This is a genomic window from Dyella sedimenti, from assembly GCF_022760995.1.
GTDB lineage: Bacteria > Pseudomonadota > Gammaproteobacteria > Xanthomonadales > Rhodanobacteraceae > Dyella > Dyella sedimenti.
The window spans coordinates 193,049-208,859 of record NZ_JAKWJO010000008.1; the positions used below are offsets into that span (position 1 = coordinate 193,049).

At 63.9% G+C, this 15,811-nt stretch carries 13 protein-coding genes; 1 reads left to right on the forward strand and 12 read right to left on the reverse strand.

What is annotated here, in order from left to right:
- Positions 1 to 80: 80 nt before the first annotated feature.
- The 12 genes from MJ605_RS16415 to MJ605_RS16470 all read right to left on the reverse strand — a co-directional run bounded on the left by MJ605_RS16415 (position 81) and on the right by MJ605_RS16470 (position 12,330).
- Entirely contained in the window at positions 81 to 1,688 is a 1,608-nt protein-coding gene (locus tag MJ605_RS16415) for a DNA cytosine methyltransferase (RefSeq protein WP_033936685.1), read from the reverse strand.
- A 519-nt stretch (positions 1,689 to 2,207) separates the two neighbouring features.
- Positions 2,208 to 4,220 carry a DNA topoisomerase III gene (locus MJ605_RS16420; protein ID WP_023657257.1) on the reverse strand — a complete coding sequence of 671 codons (2,013 nt, stop codon included), beginning with the start codon at positions 4,218 to 4,220 and terminating at the stop codon, positions 2,208 to 2,210.
- Positions 4,221 to 4,499: 279 nt separating this feature from the next.
- A complete protein-coding gene (locus MJ605_RS16425) occupies positions 4,500 to 4,940 on the reverse strand; it encodes a single-stranded DNA-binding protein (protein ID WP_033894836.1) in 441 nt (146 codons plus the stop codon).
- Positions 4,941 to 5,011: 71 nt separating this feature from the next.
- Positions 5,012 to 5,539 (reverse strand): DUF3158 family protein, encoded by a 528-nt coding sequence (locus MJ605_RS16430; protein ID WP_033894837.1) that lies wholly within the window; start codon positions 5,537 to 5,539, stop codon positions 5,012 to 5,014.
- Entirely contained in the window at positions 5,536 to 6,315 is a 780-nt protein-coding gene (locus MJ605_RS16435; protein WP_023093472.1) for a PFL_4669 family integrating conjugative element protein, read from the reverse strand. Before MJ605_RS16435 ends, MJ605_RS16430 begins: the two co-directional genes overlap by 4 nt.
- Before the next feature lie 318 nt (positions 6,316 to 6,633).
- Positions 6,634 to 7,866 carry an STY4528 family pathogenicity island replication protein gene (locus MJ605_RS16440; protein ID WP_243042549.1) on the reverse strand — a complete coding sequence of 411 codons (1,233 nt, stop codon included), beginning with the start codon at positions 7,864 to 7,866 and terminating at the stop codon, positions 6,634 to 6,636.
- 3 nt (positions 7,867 to 7,869) lie between these two features.
- Positions 7,870 to 8,430, reverse strand: a complete 561-nt coding sequence (locus MJ605_RS16445) for a DUF2857 domain-containing protein (protein WP_023093474.1) — start codon at positions 8,428 to 8,430, stop codon at positions 7,870 to 7,872.
- 15 nt (positions 8,431 to 8,445) lie between these two features.
- The gene (locus MJ605_RS16450; protein ID WP_033936687.1) at positions 8,446 to 10,104 is read right to left on the reverse strand and encodes a ParB family protein; all 1,659 of its coding nucleotides are present in this window, start codon (positions 10,102 to 10,104) and stop codon (positions 8,446 to 8,448) included.
- Positions 10,097 to 10,345, reverse strand: coding sequence for a hypothetical protein (locus tag MJ605_RS16455; RefSeq protein WP_019726333.1), 249 nt, complete (start codon positions 10,343 to 10,345; stop codon positions 10,097 to 10,099). The genes MJ605_RS16450 and MJ605_RS16455 overlap by 8 nt, the downstream gene beginning before the upstream one ends.
- A complete protein-coding gene (locus MJ605_RS16460) occupies positions 10,329 to 11,204 on the reverse strand; it encodes a ParA family protein (protein ID WP_023657261.1) in 876 nt (291 codons plus the stop codon). Before MJ605_RS16460 ends, MJ605_RS16455 begins: the two co-directional genes overlap by 17 nt.
- Before the next feature lie 42 nt (positions 11,205 to 11,246).
- A complete protein-coding gene (locus tag MJ605_RS16465; RefSeq protein ID WP_009459729.1) occupies positions 11,247 to 11,459 on the reverse strand; it encodes an AlpA family transcriptional regulator in 213 nt (70 codons plus the stop codon).
- A 118-nt stretch (positions 11,460 to 11,577) separates the two neighbouring features.
- On the reverse strand, positions 11,578 to 12,330 hold the full coding sequence (locus MJ605_RS16470; protein WP_023093477.1) for a hypothetical protein: 753 nt from the start codon (positions 12,328 to 12,330) through the stop codon (positions 11,578 to 11,580).
- 1,024 nt (positions 12,331 to 13,354) lie between these two features.
- Between MJ605_RS16470 and MJ605_RS16475 the strand changes: the two genes are divergently transcribed.
- Positions 13,355 to 15,151 carry a tyrosine-type recombinase/integrase gene (locus MJ605_RS16475; RefSeq protein ID WP_243042550.1) on the forward strand — a complete coding sequence of 599 codons (1,797 nt, stop codon included), beginning with the start codon at positions 13,355 to 13,357 and terminating at the stop codon, positions 15,149 to 15,151.
- The last annotated feature ends 660 nt before the right edge of the window (positions 15,152 to 15,811 follow it).

The window sequence follows — 15,811 nt, forward strand, 5'->3', positions numbered from 1 at the left end:
GACACCCTGGCTGCGGGCTGCTGCCGATACATCGGCAATGCAGGGACGAGAATGGCGCGGCGCGCAGGCTGCGTCGTCGATCAATCCGAAGCGGTCGAGCCCGTCTTGTGCAGGCACTGCACCAGCCGGTGGCCCAGCCAACCCATGCATGGGACGGCCATGGAGTTGCCGATCGCCTTGTAGCGCGGAGCGTCAGCGGCAGGCTTCCCGCGATACGGGATCAGCGTGTAGTCGTCGGGCATGCCCTGCAGCCGCTCGCACTCCATCGGCATCAGCCGCCGCACCCGCCATTGCGACCAGTCGCCGGGGCCGGGGTCGTTCCAGTCGTAGCGGAAATGGGCCTCGAAGTCGGGGGCCAGCACATGGGGCTTGTCAGCACCGCCGCCGCTGGTACGCAGCGCGGCCGCTACGCTGCCGCCCAGCTCGGCGGCAAGACCCTGCGGCCGTCCCCGGAGGGCAACGCAGGCCACCATAGGCACGCCGTAGCCCGGCTTGCCGTTGGACAGGACGGTGCAAGCTACCTGTCCATGGCCTGACTCGAAGCGCACTTCGCCGCGGTTGTTCTGCGCGAAGGCGATGGCGGGTACGACGCCGGCGTTTGCATGACTGTTGCGATGCCCGCCGGCACGCAGCGTTGGCGTCAGGTCGATCGTGGCATCCGCGCCGCTGCCCTGGGCGGTGAAGGCGATGATCGGCACGCCCTTGCCAGTGCCGTCCTCGCTGCTGCCCTTGCCGTTGTTGGCGGTGTCGAGGGTATGGGCGATGCTGCCGGCGACGGACTGCACCATGAACGTCTCGGTGCGGATGTCGTGCTTGGGACCCGCGGCCATCAGGCATGCCGCAACATCGACGGGGCCGGTGCCGCCGCTGAATCCGGCCATCGTGGTGACCTTGCCGTAGGGCTGCGTCAGCCCGGCGAATCCTGCGTATCCGCCTGCTGCTGCAGCACCTGGTTCAACAGCGCGGGCAGCTTCTTGCCACGGCGCGCGGCCCGCAGAAGAATCCCCGAGCAGGCCTGCGCGCTCAAAAAGTACTTCGGTGGGATCGAGACCATCTCCACCACTTGCCACAAGAAACACGCGCTTGCGGCGTTGGGCGACACCGAAATATTGAGCGTCGAGCACGCGCCAGGCGATGCGGCGGCGGGGTCCAGACACACAACCAGCGTGCGCCCATTTTTCCCCTGGTGGCTGGAGCGCACGGCCTTCTCCGGCCAGTGCCCCCAGGAAATGTCCGAAGGCATTGCTGCGGTCGTTGAGGACGCCGGGGACGTTTTCCCAGACGAGCGTTGCCGGCGGGCGGCGGTCTTGGTGGCGGGTTTGGTCGATGGCATTTGCAAGCTCCACATAGGCAAGGGTCAAGGCGCCGCGCGGGTCATCCAGTCCCTGGCGGGCGCCGGCAACGCTGAACGACTGGCATGGCGTGCCGCCGACCAGGATGTCGGGCGCCGGCACGGTGCCGGCGCGCACCTGACGGGCGATCGCGGTCATGTCGCCCAGGTTGGGCACGTGGGGGTAACGGTGAGCGAGCACGGCGCTCGGGAACGGGTCGATCTCGGCGAACCACGCGGCTTCAAGGCCGAGGGGTTGCCAGGCGAGGCTCGCGGCCTCGATGCCGCTGCACACGCTGCCATACAGCAGTGGCGCGGCCTGGGGCGCACCGCGAAGGGTGCAAGGTTGCGGGTTCATGTCGGGTCTCCTGTTCGTGTGGCCCGGGGCGGGCCGGGACGTTGATAGGCAGGAGAAAGGCGCCGAAGGCCTTGCGGCCTTCGGCTCGGGAGGAAAGAACCACCCGTGGGCTGGTGCAGGCCCGGTCGTCGCTAGAACCGTCTGCTCATCAGCAATCACACCCGGCGCATGTCGTGGTTCGCGTCGGCATCGTCTGGCGCACATCCGCGCACAAAGGGAGCCCGTTTTTGCGCCGGCGGGCACCGGCACCGAATACCGCTGACCGCGAAGGGTCTCCGGGTGGCTCGCGCAGCTTGGCAAGCCATCGGGGGACCCTTCGCAGAGGCGGGAGAAATGCAGATCAGCAGAACGCGCGGGAGGCGGTTCGCGGAGAAGCTACCTTCAGGTCCCGCGGCCGGGGATGACCAAGCGGGACGCGCACACGGACAAGAAGGCGTTGCGCGCTGGGTGTCCCGCAGGGCATGCGGGACACAGGCCGCGCCGCCGATGGCGGGCACGGCTCACGGGGAACGGGGTCGGTCAGGAGCCTTTGCGGCCGCCACTGCGCGGACGCGAGGCACTACGCTTGGACGTGCCGGATTCGACCGGCAGAGTGCCTTTGCAGTCGGGGTAGCGGCTGCATGACCAGAACGGGCCGCTCTTGCCGGTGCGCTGGCGCGTGGGCGCACCGCACTGCGGGCAAGCCGGCCCTTGGGGAACCTTGATGGACAGGGACGTGTTGCCGTACTGCGCTATCAACTGTGAGATCCATGCAGCCTGCTTGCTGATGAATACGTCCAGCGTGAGCTGCCCAGCTTCGATCATGTCCAGCGCCTGTTCCCAGACGGCGGTTGTCCCTGGGTCGGCAATCGCTGTGGGTACCGCGTCGATCAGGGTGAAGGCCGCATCCGAGGCACGGATGGCGCGGCCCTTCTTCACGAGGTAGCCCCGCGTCAGCAGGCCACTGATGATGTTGGCCCGCGTCGCTTCGGTTCCGATGCCGACCGTATCCTTGAGCTTCTGTTTCAGGCGCGGGTCCGAGACCAGTTTGGCGACGCCCTTCATGGACTTGACCAACTCGCCTTGCGTATAGGGCCGAGGGGGCAGCGTCTTGAGCGCCTTCAGATCGACGTCGGCCACCTGACATGCCAGCCCCTCGCGCAGCGCGGGCAGTACCTGGCTGCGCGCCGCAGGGGCGCCATCCTCCTCAATTTGCGGTTCGGCCAGCACCAGGCGCCAACCCTTGACGACGACCTGCTTGCCGGTGGCCGCCAGCGTCTGCTGGCCGCAGGAGAGGTTCGCCACGGTGCGGTCGAACTCGTGGTGAGGAAGGAATTGCGCCAGGTAGTGCGCCCGGATCAGCCGATACACTGCCAGTTCCTTCTCACTCATGGTCGAGAGGTTCGCCGGTTCGAGCGTCGGGATGATGCCGTGGTGCGCGGACACCTTTGCGTCGTTCCAGGCGCGTGAGCGTTGAGTGCGGTCGAGCTGGTCCATGATCGGTCGCAGCGACGGATCGGTCTTGACCAGGCTGTCGAGAACCGTTGGCACCTCGGCGAACATGCTTTCGGGCAGGTATCCCGAATCGGAGCGCGGGTACGTCGTGGCCTTGTGCGTCTCGTACAGGGCCTGAGCAATGTCCAAGGTCTCCTGCACATCCAGCCCAAGCTGCTTGGAACACACCTCCTGCAAGGTCCCCAGGTCGAACGGCAGCGGCGGGCCTTCCCGCACGCGCTCAGTTTCGACCGACACCACCTGGGCGCTGTCCGCGACGCGGATCTGCTGCGCGGCGTGCTGCGCGATGGGCTGCTGCAGGCAGCGGCCGGCGTCGTCGGTGCATGCTTTCGGGGGAACCCATTGCGCGGTGAAAGTCTGGCCACCAGCGGACAGGGACACGTCGATGGCCCAGTACGGCACGGACACGAAGGCGGCGATCTCGCGGTCGCGGTCCACGACCAGTTTGAGCGTGGGGGTCTGGACGCGGCCGACCGACAGCACGCCGTCATAGCCGGCCTGTCGTCCCAGCACCGTGAACAAGCGGCTGAGGTTCATGCCGACGAGCCAGTCCGCCCGAGAGCGCGCCAGTGCCGAGTAGTACATCGGCAGGGTCTCGGCCGACGGCCGGAGCTTGCCGAGCGCGGCGCGGATGGACGCATCGTTGAGCGCCGACAGCCACAGCCGTTCGATGGGACCGCGGTAGCCGCACAGATCGATGATCTCGCGGGCGATCAACTCGCCTTCGCGGTCGGCATCAGTGGCGATGACAAGCTGGGTCGCCTTCGCCAGAAGCGCCTTGACGACCTTGAACTGCGTGGCGGTTTTCGGTTTGACCTCGACCCGCCAGTGCTGAGGAATGATGGGCAACTGCTCCAGCGACCAGCGCTTGAGCGCCGCGTCATAGACCTCGGGGGCTGCCGCTTCGACGAGATGGCCGATGCACCAGGTGACGGTGACGCCGGAACCGTTGAGGCAGCCTTCACCGCGCTGCGTGGCACCGAGAATCCGGCCAATGTCTTTGCCCTGGGAGGGCTTCTCGCACAAGAACAGCCGCATGTCCGTCCATCCCGATTCCCGTTGTTCATGGAGTTGCTGGAATCGAGGATGCCGAGCGCCGCCTGGGGCAGCAGCAAACAAGCCGCATGCGGCGGCGACCGCTTTCACGGGATGGAATCGCTTGTACGGGAGGCGCGCGTGGCCGCAGGTGTGCGGATCGGGAGCTGCGATTTGCGGGAGCGCGTGGAAGTCAGTGGACGCTGGTGGAGCTATCCCCTGGGGATAGCTCCACCAGCGCATGGAGGGCGGCGAAGACGTGCCACCGCCCTCCAAGCTGGTTCACTTCCTGCGTTTGGATTCTTTCGGCGCAGCCGGTTCCTGCGCGGCCTGGGGCTTGGGCTCTGCCTCCTGCGGCTTTGGGCTGAGGGTCACGGATTCGATGCGGAACGGCAGGATGCCGACGCTGCGCGCATTGATCTGCCAGGTCTCGCGCGGCTGATCCTCGTTGTCCGTCCAGGGTTCGCGCTCCATGCGGCCGACGACCAGCACGCGCATGCCTTTCTGGTACAGGTCCTTCCAGTGCTCGGCGTCGCGGTGCCAGATTTCCACCGGCGCCCAGAAGCCGCCCCGATCCTCAAAGGTGCCATCCTTCTTGGGTACGGGGTTATCGAAATAGACGTTCAGGCGCAGCAGGCGGCTGGGTTCGTCGTTGCCGTTGGGGAATTCGCGGTACTCCGGTGGCGAGCCGATGTTGCCTTCGCCGGAAAAATGCGTGCTCATGGTGTGATCTCCGTGGTGGTCGAATACCCGTGCCTCGTCGGCGTCGGGAGCGTGCTGGATGCCCGGCGCAATCATCGATCGCGCATTGGGGCGGGAATGGGCGTGAGTCGGCGCAGGTAGGCGTCGTCCGCCTGGGCCGCCTTGCTGGCGCATTCCTGCGCCTGCCTGCCCAAGGTGTGCAGCAGGCTGATCTGCATGTTCAACGTGATGCGCTGCAGCTCGATCGCGTGCAGGTCGGCCAGCAGGTTGACGGGCGTGCTGGTGCTGGCGATCAGCTCCCGCCACAGCGCCACGCCCATGGCCGACCTGTCGTGCCTGCGCCAGCGCAAGAAGACGGTTCCTGCGCCGGTTGTCTGTTGGGCCAGTTCGATGGACAGCAGGTGGAAGGGGTGCCCGCATGCCTGCTCCAGCACCTGTCGCTGTGCCAGGGCAATCAACTCGTCGCGCATGGCGAAGCACTGGCTGGCCCAGGCCTCGAAGTCCCCTTTACCCTTAAAAGGCTTTAAAAGGCCTTTTAGAGAGGCTGCGTGTTCCAGCCGCATGAAGGCACCCTGTTGCAGGCCTCGGAAGTAGCGGGTCGGTTGGTTCGGATCGCTCATGCCGGCTCGTCCTCGTCGGCTGCGGTTTCGGGCGGCTCTGCGGTGGTGGCTTCATCTCCGGGCGGAGGTGCTTCGGCAGGACCGTCGCTGCGCTGCTGCAGGCCACGGCGCACGATGGGCGGCGCAAACTTCGAGCGGCGAGTGCCTTCCAGCACGTCCTGCGGCAGTTCGCCGTACTTCTCCAGCGCGGCCCGCGCTGCGGCATTCTTCGACGCGAAATCATCGCGTGTGCAGCCCGAATAGCGGTACTGCTGGGCCAGCGAGAACAGGCTGCGCAGTGAATGTGCGCCCTCGTTGAGCCAGCGTTCCAAGGTGCTGCGGTCAATGAGCGCGGTGTGATGGGCGAGGATCAGCTTGCGGGCGATGTCGTCGTAGTCGGCCAGAAGATAGACCGCGGCAAAGCCGAGCTGCGCGTTGACGAAGAGCGGCAGCTTGACCGGCTGCACGTTGAGGTTTTCGCCCAGGCTAAGCGCTGGCGGCACGCTCGCCAGCGCCTGGTCAACCTGCTCGCGCAGCGATTGCAGCGTGGCCTTGGTGTGGTCGAGCTTTTCCTCAATGCGCAGCATCCAGAAGTCGCTGTATGGGTCGTCCTGCTCCGAGCCCCGCCGCATCTTGTTCATCTGGGCGATGTAGCCGTTCAGGCCGACGATGCCCGGTCGCCCCTCGGTGGCGGCGCGGCCGTGCCAGATGCGGGAAGCGTGGTGGGTGTGCAGGGTCAGCGACATCGCACTGCGCAGGGAGCCGAGATTCAGTTGCAGAGGTTCATTGGTTGCCATGGTGTCCGCTCGTTGTTGGAAAAGGAGCGGCCAGCTTCGGCAGGAAGCGGAAGGCAGTCAGTCAAGAATCCGAATCCCGGCCGGCCCCGGTTTAGGGCGTGGCGGTTGCATGCGGCATGAGCTATCCCCTGGGGATAGCTCCATGGAGCGCCAACGAACGCTGCACGCCGGGATCAGGGGGGACAACACCGATGCTGCGGCAGAGGGTCGATCCCAGGCCTGCGACAGCCTGGCGTTGTGCCCAGCAGCGGAACTATCCCCAGGGGATAGCTCTACTGGCGGCCATGGACATCTACTTTCACCGCCTTGCATGACGACTCACTTGCTGGCGAGCAGATTGCGTAGCCGCTCGATGTGCTGCTTGGCGACTTCCGGCGGCACTGGCTTACCCTGCGGCTGAGGTGGCGGTGCTGGTGGTGGCCGCTCGTTTGGCGGGACGGATGCCGATGGCGCGTCTTTCTTGGCCCAGGCATTGAACTCGCCATGGATGGCGCGCTGGATGATGCCGAACAGATACCCCGCAGGATTGCGGATGCCATGATTGCTGCATCGCGTGGCCCATTCGTCCAGCACGGCCTGTCTCAGCGCGGCATCGACCTGCTGCAATGCCACCCTGGCACCTGTCTGCTGTTCTGCCTTCAGTTCCGTGAAGCGCTTGGGCCATTGCAGATCGCCCAGCGCGCGCGCCTGCGCGGTAGTACGTACTTCATTAATACGACTACTACGTACTGTACGGGCCTGCTTCGGATTCCGAAGATAGGCGTCTGGCGCAGGTTTCGCCTCTGCTTCGGATTCCGAAGACGGGTCATCCGCATTCCGAAGAAGGCTCGATGCTCCTTCTTCGGATTCGTGGGCGGCATCCTCCTGTGGATAACTCTCGGCGGCCGTGATGCCTTGGCTGGCGAGGCGTTCTGCCAGGACCTGCAGCCGCGACGGCAGTGTGCGCCCGGAGAGCAGCGGATCTTCCGCGATCTCCTTGAGGGTGTTCAGGCCGACCATCTGGACGGCCTTGGCCGAATGGCCAAGGGACTGGCTGACCAGTGCCAGGTAGTCGGCGTCGAGCTGCATGGCCTCGAAGGGCGTCAGCGGTTCGTCGTGCAGAACATAGAGGTTGCCGAGGATGCGGCCGGTCTTGGGGTCACGCCGTCGCCGCACCAGGCTCAACCATCTGGTGAGGCGCAACAGCGTCAACGCTCGGGCCACGGTTTCATGCGAGGCCTGCCCGGCGCAGGGCATCGACGCCAGCCATGGTCGAAGCTGCTCATACGTCGGGAAGGCGGTCACGCCATCGTCGTTGAGCATCAGCCGGAACACCTGCCAGGCGTTGCGCTCCAGCGGCGTCAGGCGACGGTCGAGGAACAGCCGCCGCGGCACGGTCTCATGCCGGTTGCCGCTGAAGAGGAAGGCATCGCCGGACGTGGCGGGCGTCGGCGCAGGCATGGGTGCTGGCGCACTGGGGTTGGGCTTGGGCACGAGGTCTTTCAAGGCGGCGTCGAACAGGTCAGCAAGTGCGACGGGGCCACGGCGTGGTGCGGTGTCGTCCACGGCCATGGCTCAACCCAATCCCTGATCGACCCAGCTTTTGATCGAGGCCCAGACCACCGACAGAGGCAGCGACATGCCTTCGGCCAAGTCCATGGTGGCGTCGAGGATGGAGGTTTCGTCTTCGAGATCGACATTCCTGCTGCCGGTCACGGCCTTCCATTGCCGCCACAGCTCCGTGTCCTGTTTCTCGTCCAGCACGGGGTGGCGGCCCTTGCGCTTCGGCAGGCCGAGGATTTCGCGGCGAAGCGCCACCTCCTGGTGGGTCAGGCCATAGAACCGACTGACCATCTCGGTGCTCGCGCCCAGCCTGAGCATGCGATCGACCGTGGCGATTTCCTTCTCCACGTCCTGCGCCTGCTTGAGCAGTCGCCGGAGCACTTCGCGGTTGACCGTCACCGAGCACCAGGAGACGTTAGCGTTGGCCAGCACGCTGATGAGCGCGGGATGCTTGAGGGCGTCCAGTTCTTCCTCGCCAAACCCCATCAGTTTGCACCGGCGCAGTTGCCCATTGCGCAAGTCATAGAGGGCCTGGGCGATGACGGCCTGGTTGAGTGGGTGTGGTGCGGACATGCTGGCCTCCCTCGCTCACATTCCAAGGTCCGCAGCGCCGGCTTCAAGGTCGAGCAGGCGCCGGGCCAGCCGCAGCAGCCGGAACAGCTTGACCAGCGAGGTGTCGCTCAATCGCTGGGTCGCATCACCCTGGCCGTGCAGCAGCGCCGGCAGGTCGATGACGATTTGCCCGTCGTGCAAGCCGACGTCGGCGGGACGCTGACCGGCCAGGCACGCCAACAACGCGAGGACGGCACGGCCCAGCGGCGCGGGGCTTTGGGTACGGGCCCGGCACGCGAAACCGATACCCTCTGCACGATCATCAATGCACTCGTCCAGGTCTGCCTCGCCCGCGATTTCGCGGGCGAACTGTGCGATGTGGATGCGCAAGCGCTCGGCTGTGTCCAGGCCGGGATCGATGTACCAGACATCGGAGATCGGATAGAGCCCGCCAGCCTGTACGGGGATGGACTGCAAGACGCTCGCCGAGAAGTCGGGCGGCAGCGCATCACCCAACTGATCGGCGACCATGCGCTGAATGGACTGGAGCCGTTCGGTCGTCGGTGCCGGCGAGACGATGTGCTCGCGAAGCAGATCGCCACCCGCCGCAGGGTTGGCTGGACTTGCCTGGCTGGCATCCGTGTCGCTCTCGCGCGTCGAGGGCGTTGCCGCAGGTCGGCCTGCAGGCGGCGCTGCGGATGCAGCCCCTGCGATGGGTGGCGCAGTGTTTGCAGGTGGGCGCGCGATGGTTCCCGGCTCCGGCAACGCAGGCGGCGTCGAGGGCGGCGTTGGGTCGCTGACCAATGCGCGCTGCCGGCTCTCGGATTCGGTCATGTCCAGAGCGAGCACGTCGTAATCGACACCCAGCATCTCGGCCATCTGGCCGATCAGCTCGTCCTGTACACGCTGCGCGGAGAACTCGTCGGCCTGGACGTCGAATTGCGACAGCACTTCCTGGAAAAATTCGTCGAAGTCCTGAACCAGTGGGTGGCCCTTGGCGTAGCGCTCCCACGCGAGCATGCAGGCTTTGCGCATGACCGACAGGCGTTCGACCTGATGGCGACCGAGACCGCCATAGAGCACGGTCGGGATCGCGGGCAGGAGATACTGCACCGCGTCGTTCATGCGGCTGATGTGCGACTGTTGTACCGGGAAGCCATCGGCGGCGAGGCGGCGGGCCAGCTCGGACTGGCTCAAGGCAGTGCCGCCTTCTTGCTCGTAGAACTCGCGCGCCTTCTCGACGCCGAGGGCGCGCTCGATGAACGTGAGGCCCCCGCGCAATTCGTTCTCGGCCAGGTGGCCGGTCAGCATGACGACTTCGCCGCGGCTGGGCCACGGCCGGAACAGGCACGATACACGGAAAAACCGCTCGTCCTTGGTCTCTGACCATAGTTCGCGCAGGATCGCCAGCCGCGTATTTCCGCCGTTGCGGATGATGTAGTGGTCCTCACCTGGTCGGCGAGTGATGGCCGGCGCCGCGTCCAGACCGCGCTCGCGGATGGACGCCTTGATTTCCTCGTAGGCCGGGTTGCGTTTTTTCCTGGGATCGTGGTCGTAGGGGCGCAACTGATCTAGGGTCACGACCATGGGTGTGTCGGCGATCGGGTCGCTCAAGGTCGAGGTTGACGGGCCGCTACGCTCGAACCCGGCCGCGAGTAGCTTGCCGGCCATCTGCTGGGAGGTGATCTCAGCCATGGCCGCCTCCCTGCGCTTGGTATCGGGCCTCGCGCTCGGCGCGGCGGATTTGCGCACGGGCATTCAGGGTCGCCCGGTGGTCGCTGGCCGTCGAGCTGGTGTAGATCGCGGCGCAGCCAGGCTTGGTGAACTTGAGGTGGCCGCCAGGCGTGCGTTTGACGTGCCAACCTTCGCCAACCGCGAACTCGATCAGGGCGCGAAGCCGCTTGTGGCCACGGGCAAGCTCATGTGCGTTCGCCATGGGACCTCCCGGCATCAAGAGGGTGTGGCGGACGGCCGGACACCATGGCAAATCGGTGCCGCCATTGCGGAAATAGTTCGTCTGCGAGGCCGCGCATGGTGTCGAGCGCGGCGGGGGCGACTCTGCCCGGCGGCTGGCGGTATTCGACCCGATGCACTGGCAATCCGCGCGTAGCTGCACGCGGATACGCCTCGATGGCCGGCACGTCGGTAGCCAGCACGCGGATGCCGGCGTGGTCCTGGAAAAGATCGCGCAGGGCCTGCTGGATCAGCCGTGCATTGGCTGACACAGGGTGGACACGATTGATGAGCAGATGCAGAGGTGGAGGCTCGATGCCCAGGTGCCGGTAGGGCGCAATGTCTTCGAGCAACTGCATGGTGCCGCGCCGCAGCTCGCGCGCCGCGAGGATTTCCGGGGTCACGGGCGACAGCGCGAGGTTGGAGGCGAGCACCGCCATCTCCAGCAGCACCGAGCGCGCACCTTGGGTGTCGATCAGCACTAGGTCATAGAGAGGCGCCAGGATCGGCAAGAGATGGCGCAACCGTAGGCGCCCATCCGGCGCGTGCAGCAGCAAAGTGTTCAGCTCGCCTCGGTGGTCGTTGGAGAGCACCAAGTCCAGGCCCTCGATGATCGTGCGGGACACAAGCAGCCCGAGGTCGCGCTCGTTGAAGGCCAGCAACTCGTAGATGCCACCAGGTGCGCGGTGGCCTAGCTCGTAGTACGAGGACAAGGTGGGCTGCACGTCGAGGTCGAGCAGCAGTACACGCAGCCCCGCGTCCGCGGCAAGCCCGCCGAGGTTCGCGGCTGTGGTGGTCTTGCCGACGCCACCTTTGGTTGAAATGATGGATACGACCTGCATGGCGTTCTCCGTGTGAGGATGGGAAGTCCGCTGGAGAACGGGTCAGGCCCGGTTGTTGACGCGCTCGGCGATCCACTGATCGATCTCGATGGAGTCCCAACCGACCGCGCGCACGCCCAGGCGCAGCGCCTTCGGGAACAGGCCTTTGCGCATCAGGTTGTAGATGTGGGCGCGTTTGAAACCCGACTTGGTTTCGACTTCATCAAGCCGCAGGATGCGGCGCTCGCTTGCGGGCAGTGCAGGGGTTTGCGACATGGCGGTCACTCCTGAACGCTCAGTGGCGTTTGTTGGCGTGACCTCCATTCAATAGACATGGATGGGAAAAGACATTGCAAATGCAATCTCCGCGATTGCACATACAAGATGGAAAACCTCAGACTGTTGCGCTACGCAGCCGGCGTCTGGCAGTGGCGAACTTGCCGTTTAGCGTCCGCTCCGCGATCCCCATTGCGCCGCTGTGATGGGCGACCAATGCACTGACCACCGCCTCCTGCGTCTTGAAGCTGGAGTACGGCACGCCCGAAGGCGACTGGCCGAGCATCAGGTCCAGCATGCTGCCGATAATGTTCAGGTAGGTGGCTTCGGCGCGATCACTGATCAGGCACTGTGCGCCAGTAGAGGGCGCCATCTGCTTGAGAAGCGCCCCGTGCTTTTCCTGCAACTCATGCAGTTGGCGTTTGTACTGGTCCAAGGTGGACTTCAGGGCCAGGCGCTCGACTAGCATCGCCTGCCCAGTTTCCACCGAGATGAAGGGATGGGCGATGCGCTCGCTCCGGGAGAAGAGGAAGCACGGTCGTTGCTCGGGATAGTGCTGGCGCATCCAGCTCTTCAGATCGACGTGGCGCACCGTCAGATCAGGGGAGTCGATCAGCGCGGAATCGCGCGTCGTGATGCCGTTCCGTCCGAAGGGCAGTTCTCCATTGAGGATGCCGTCGAAGATGCGTTCGGTGCAAAGCCGCAGCTCGTCACAACGTGGACAGTCCAACGACTGCGGCAGGCGCCTTGGCGACGAAATCGAAGCCAGGATCACCTGCTCGTATCGCAGCAGCCCGGCCCAGCGGATGGACGCTTCGATCGGGCGATAGAACACCTTTGATGTTGGTGCATCATTCTTGTTCTCGTGCATGCTCCGTCTCCTTCCAGGAGAAGAACTACATGACCGACTCCTTTGTCGCCGACCTCATGGTCGGCCTGTCGCTTGTGTAGGAAGTGGGTCCCGAAGGCCGCTTCGTCATGTGGTTTGAATACTTCTCACCAGTTCGCGCAACTGGTAGTCGTCGTGTGTTCGATGTGTAAAAATCATCGATTAGAAGGTCGAGCATCGGGACGTAGGCTCGACAGCGACGCTCACGCTATCAGGGTCGTGAGAAGTTACGGTTTCTGCAAAACCGTCTAGGTATGACCTGATATGCCAGCGGTCTTAGGAAGCGCGAGGGGGCCGCAATCGTCGCCCAATGTCCAGCCGGACGCAGCAAACCCGCACCTGTCATGCTTGCCCCGTCATCCTGATATATCGATAAAGAATCGTGTGTGGGAACGCGGTGGCCAGCGTGAGCGTTCTTCCAAAGGAGCTTGGACAGAAGGTCGCCTGTGAGTTGTGGTGCTGGCGCTTCCAGGTGGCATCCGACTTGTGCCATCACCAGAACCATCTACCTGGGTTGTCTTCGCGATGATGGATGCGGGCAGACAACCGGGCGTGGGTGATGAGTTCGAGGCAGTCGCCTACGACGATGTACCGATCGTGGGTGTGGTGTGCTGAGTGCAGCTCTATGGACGTCCGTGGAACTCTTTGGACGAATTTGTTGCCGAGGACGAAAAACAAGGCTACAATTGAGGTCTTCGCTGGCCAGCCCAACGAAGAAAGTGTTTGGGAAACAACGACTTACTGTCCTAGTACACGTCTCGTTTCCCGCTCCAATGAATAGCGTCCATGGAACTCCACAGAGAGCCATGGAACGCACGAGAAAAGGAGCTTCGGCTCCTTTTTTCGTTGGGGATCGTCCACGGAAGCTCAAGGACGTCCACCTACAGCCAGCCTTTTTAAGGCCCTTTTTGAGGCTATCATCTGCCCCGCAATAGGGCGGTACTTACGGAGGTGGCGCTGGCTGTGGGGCTACGATCCGGGCCCCTGCCCTGAGAAGATGGGCGCCATGCCACCCACGGATATCGCAGTCCGGCAAGCCCGGCCCAAGGACAAGGTCTACACCCTCAGTGATGGTCGTGGACTGGGGTTGTGCGTGAAGCCCGGTGGCGGCAAGAGCTGGCATTTTCGCTACTACTGGTCAGGTAAACAAAAGCGCATCGCGCTGGGCAAGTACCCGGAGATCAGCCTGAAGGAGGCGCGCGGCCGCCGCGAAGCTGCCCGCGCCTTGGTTGCACAGGGAACCAACCCGCTCAAGCGTCGGCAGCAGGAGGTTCTGGTCAAGCGCCTGGCCGAAGACCGGCTGTTCCAGAGCGTCTTCGAGCAATGGCTCACACACCGCAGCCTCGTCCTGCAACCGGGGCGCCAAAGTACGCTCGACCAAATCCAACGGATCTTCCGCAAAGACATCCTGCCCATCCTAGCCAAGCGGTCGATCTATGAGATCACCCAAGCCGACCTGCTACAGGTGTTGTCCAGGATTGAGGAACGCGAGGCACTCACCATCGCCGAGAAATGCCGCTCATGGCTCAGGCAACTCTTCCGGTTTGCCATGGTCAAGGTTCCTGGGTTGGACAAGAACCCGGCGCGGGATCTGGTCGTGGCGGCCATGCCCAAACCGCCAGTAGTCCACAACCCCTTCCTGCAGATTGAGGATCTGCAGGATCTGCTTCAGGCACTACGCAACTATCGGGGAACCCAAGCCGTTCAAATGGGGCTTCGCCTGCTGCTGCTGACGGGCGTTAGGACCGGCGAGTTGAGGCAGGCCACGCGAAACCAGTTCGATTTGACCCAAGGACTCTGGACCATCCCAGCGGTACATGTGAAGCAGCTGCATGCCAAGATGCGAAAGGAGGGCCTCACCCCCCAAGATGTGCCTCCGTATCTGGTGCCCCTGTCAACACAGGCGCTGGGGGTCGTCCGCCAATTGCTGGAAGCAATGTGCCCAGCCCAGCGCTATCTGCTGCCACATCGTGGCGATCTCAGGAGACCCATCAGTGAGAGCACCCTGAACCAGGGTCTCAAGACACTCGGGTTCGACGGGTTGCTGACCGGACATGGCATCCGGGCGACCATCTCGACCGCTCTGAACGAATTCGGGTACCCGAATGCCTGGGTGGCGGCTCAACTGTCGCACGTGGCTCCTCAAGGAGACCAGGATGCCTACAACCATGCCGCACATATCGAACAGCGTCGCCACATGATGCAGGACTGGGCGGATCGCCTGGATCTGCTGGAGCAGGGTAACGTGGACGCAGCGCGTGCGCCTGCGCGAGGCGTACCTGAAGAGCTACCCCAGTGGAAACAAGCCGAATCCGCCTCCGCTAATGTGGTCGAGTTGGATGGCGGCACCACGGTGACCATCACCATCTCTGCGGGCCATGCGAAGAACAAGGCCGGGTTGAAGGCTCTCACACCGAAGCCGCCAACAAGGGCATCCCTCCTGTCAGAGAGCGAGCAGTTGAGCATCTATGAATGCCCGACTAACCTTCCGCTGTCGATATTCGCTAGTTTGGCAGAGAAGCCCGAGGAGCAAATCCTCCAAGACATCCGCGCTGGCCGACTATTGGCCCTGCATCTGTGCGATAGGGGGTATCGCATCCCTGACTGGCAGTTGGACCCCACGAAGTATTTGCTGACCTTGGTCGTGCTGACTCACGCGGAAGACGCAGATGCTTGGGTAGTCTATCAGGCCCTCGCTACTCCAACGGCTCGGCTGTTTGACCGTTCTCCATTGGAGATCGTGACGGCGGGGACGATCTTGGATGTTGGAGGCATCGTCTGTGAGTCGTTGGTGGGACAATAGAGAAGGCGAGGGGAGTTGGCTGATGCCCGGTATTGTTCGGCATGAGTGCATCACAGCCTAGACACGAAGAGGATACTTCAGGCTGATATCGGACATTTGGTGTTATCGCCTAGCCGGCTCCAAACGACCCAAAGCGGACAGCTGCCGGAGCGCACGCTCTGCACCCTGCTGGGTCCGGTTATGCCTCGGCTTGTTAGCCGGACCCAGTCGCCCTAAGATCGAGTCGTATCAAGGGGATAGCCCACCACATGGTGCGCTGAGGATAAGTCGTATAACCGGACCCAGGGATCCGGCTATTGGGTAGTTAGCTCTCAGGGGGAATCTGCGTGAGCACTCATTACTTAGGGATGGGCGGCCAACTGGCTGTAATGGCCGAGTTAGCTGCAAGGGGCTACAACGTAGCTATTCCACAGATTGATGTTGGTGACGACGTATTCGTAGTGAATGATGCGACTGGAGCAATGTGGAGGATTCAGGTAAAGACGGCTACGGCCACTGAATCAAGGCGAGGGTTCCGCGCTCAGTTTCGCATCCGCGCCAATCAGGTAGAGCGCCCAGTGAGCCCGGAGCTCCACTATGCGTTCGTAATCCGCTTTAAGAGCCGCTAACAAAACCGGGTTGAAGGCTGGTTCGCGGGTGGCAAAATTGCAGCATGGCCCG

Bases quoted from the DNA above. Each gene is read 5' to 3' on its own strand.
- MJ605_RS16415 (WP_033936685.1), bottom strand. From the start codon at position 1,688: ATGAACCCGCAACCTTGCACCCTTCGCGGTGCGCCCCAGGCCGCGCCA.
- MJ605_RS16420 (WP_023657257.1), bottom strand. From the start codon at position 4,220: ATGCGGCTGTTCTTGTGCGAGAAGCCCTCCCAGGGCAAAGACATTGGC.
- MJ605_RS16425 (WP_033894836.1), bottom strand. From the start codon at position 4,940: ATGAGCACGCATTTTTCCGGCGAAGGCAACATCGGCTCGCCACCGGAG.
- MJ605_RS16430 (WP_033894837.1), bottom strand. From the start codon at position 5,539: ATGAGCGATCCGAACCAACCGACCCGCTACTTCCGAGGCCTGCAACAG.
- MJ605_RS16435 (WP_023093472.1), bottom strand. From the start codon at position 6,315: ATGGCAACCAATGAACCTCTGCAACTGAATCTCGGCTCCCTGCGCAGT.
- MJ605_RS16440 (WP_243042549.1), bottom strand. From the start codon at position 7,866: ATGGCCGTGGACGACACCGCACCACGCCGTGGCCCCGTCGCACTTGCT.
- MJ605_RS16445 (WP_023093474.1), bottom strand. From the start codon at position 8,430: ATGTCCGCACCACACCCACTCAACCAGGCCGTCATCGCCCAGGCCCTC.
- MJ605_RS16450 (WP_033936687.1), bottom strand. From the start codon at position 10,104: ATGGCTGAGATCACCTCCCAGCAGATGGCCGGCAAGCTACTCGCGGCC.
- MJ605_RS16455 (WP_019726333.1), bottom strand. From the start codon at position 10,345: ATGGCGAACGCACATGAGCTTGCCCGTGGCCACAAGCGGCTTCGCGCC.
- MJ605_RS16460 (WP_023657261.1), bottom strand. From the start codon at position 11,204: ATGCAGGTCGTATCCATCATTTCAACCAAAGGTGGCGTCGGCAAGACC.
- MJ605_RS16465 (WP_009459729.1), bottom strand. From the start codon at position 11,459: ATGTCGCAAACCCCTGCACTGCCCGCAAGCGAGCGCCGCATCCTGCGG.
- MJ605_RS16470 (WP_023093477.1), bottom strand. From the start codon at position 12,330: ATGCACGAGAACAAGAATGATGCACCAACATCAAAGGTGTTCTATCGC.
- MJ605_RS16475 (WP_243042550.1), top strand. From the start codon at position 13,355: ATGCCACCCACGGATATCGCAGTCCGGCAAGCCCGGCCCAAGGACAAG.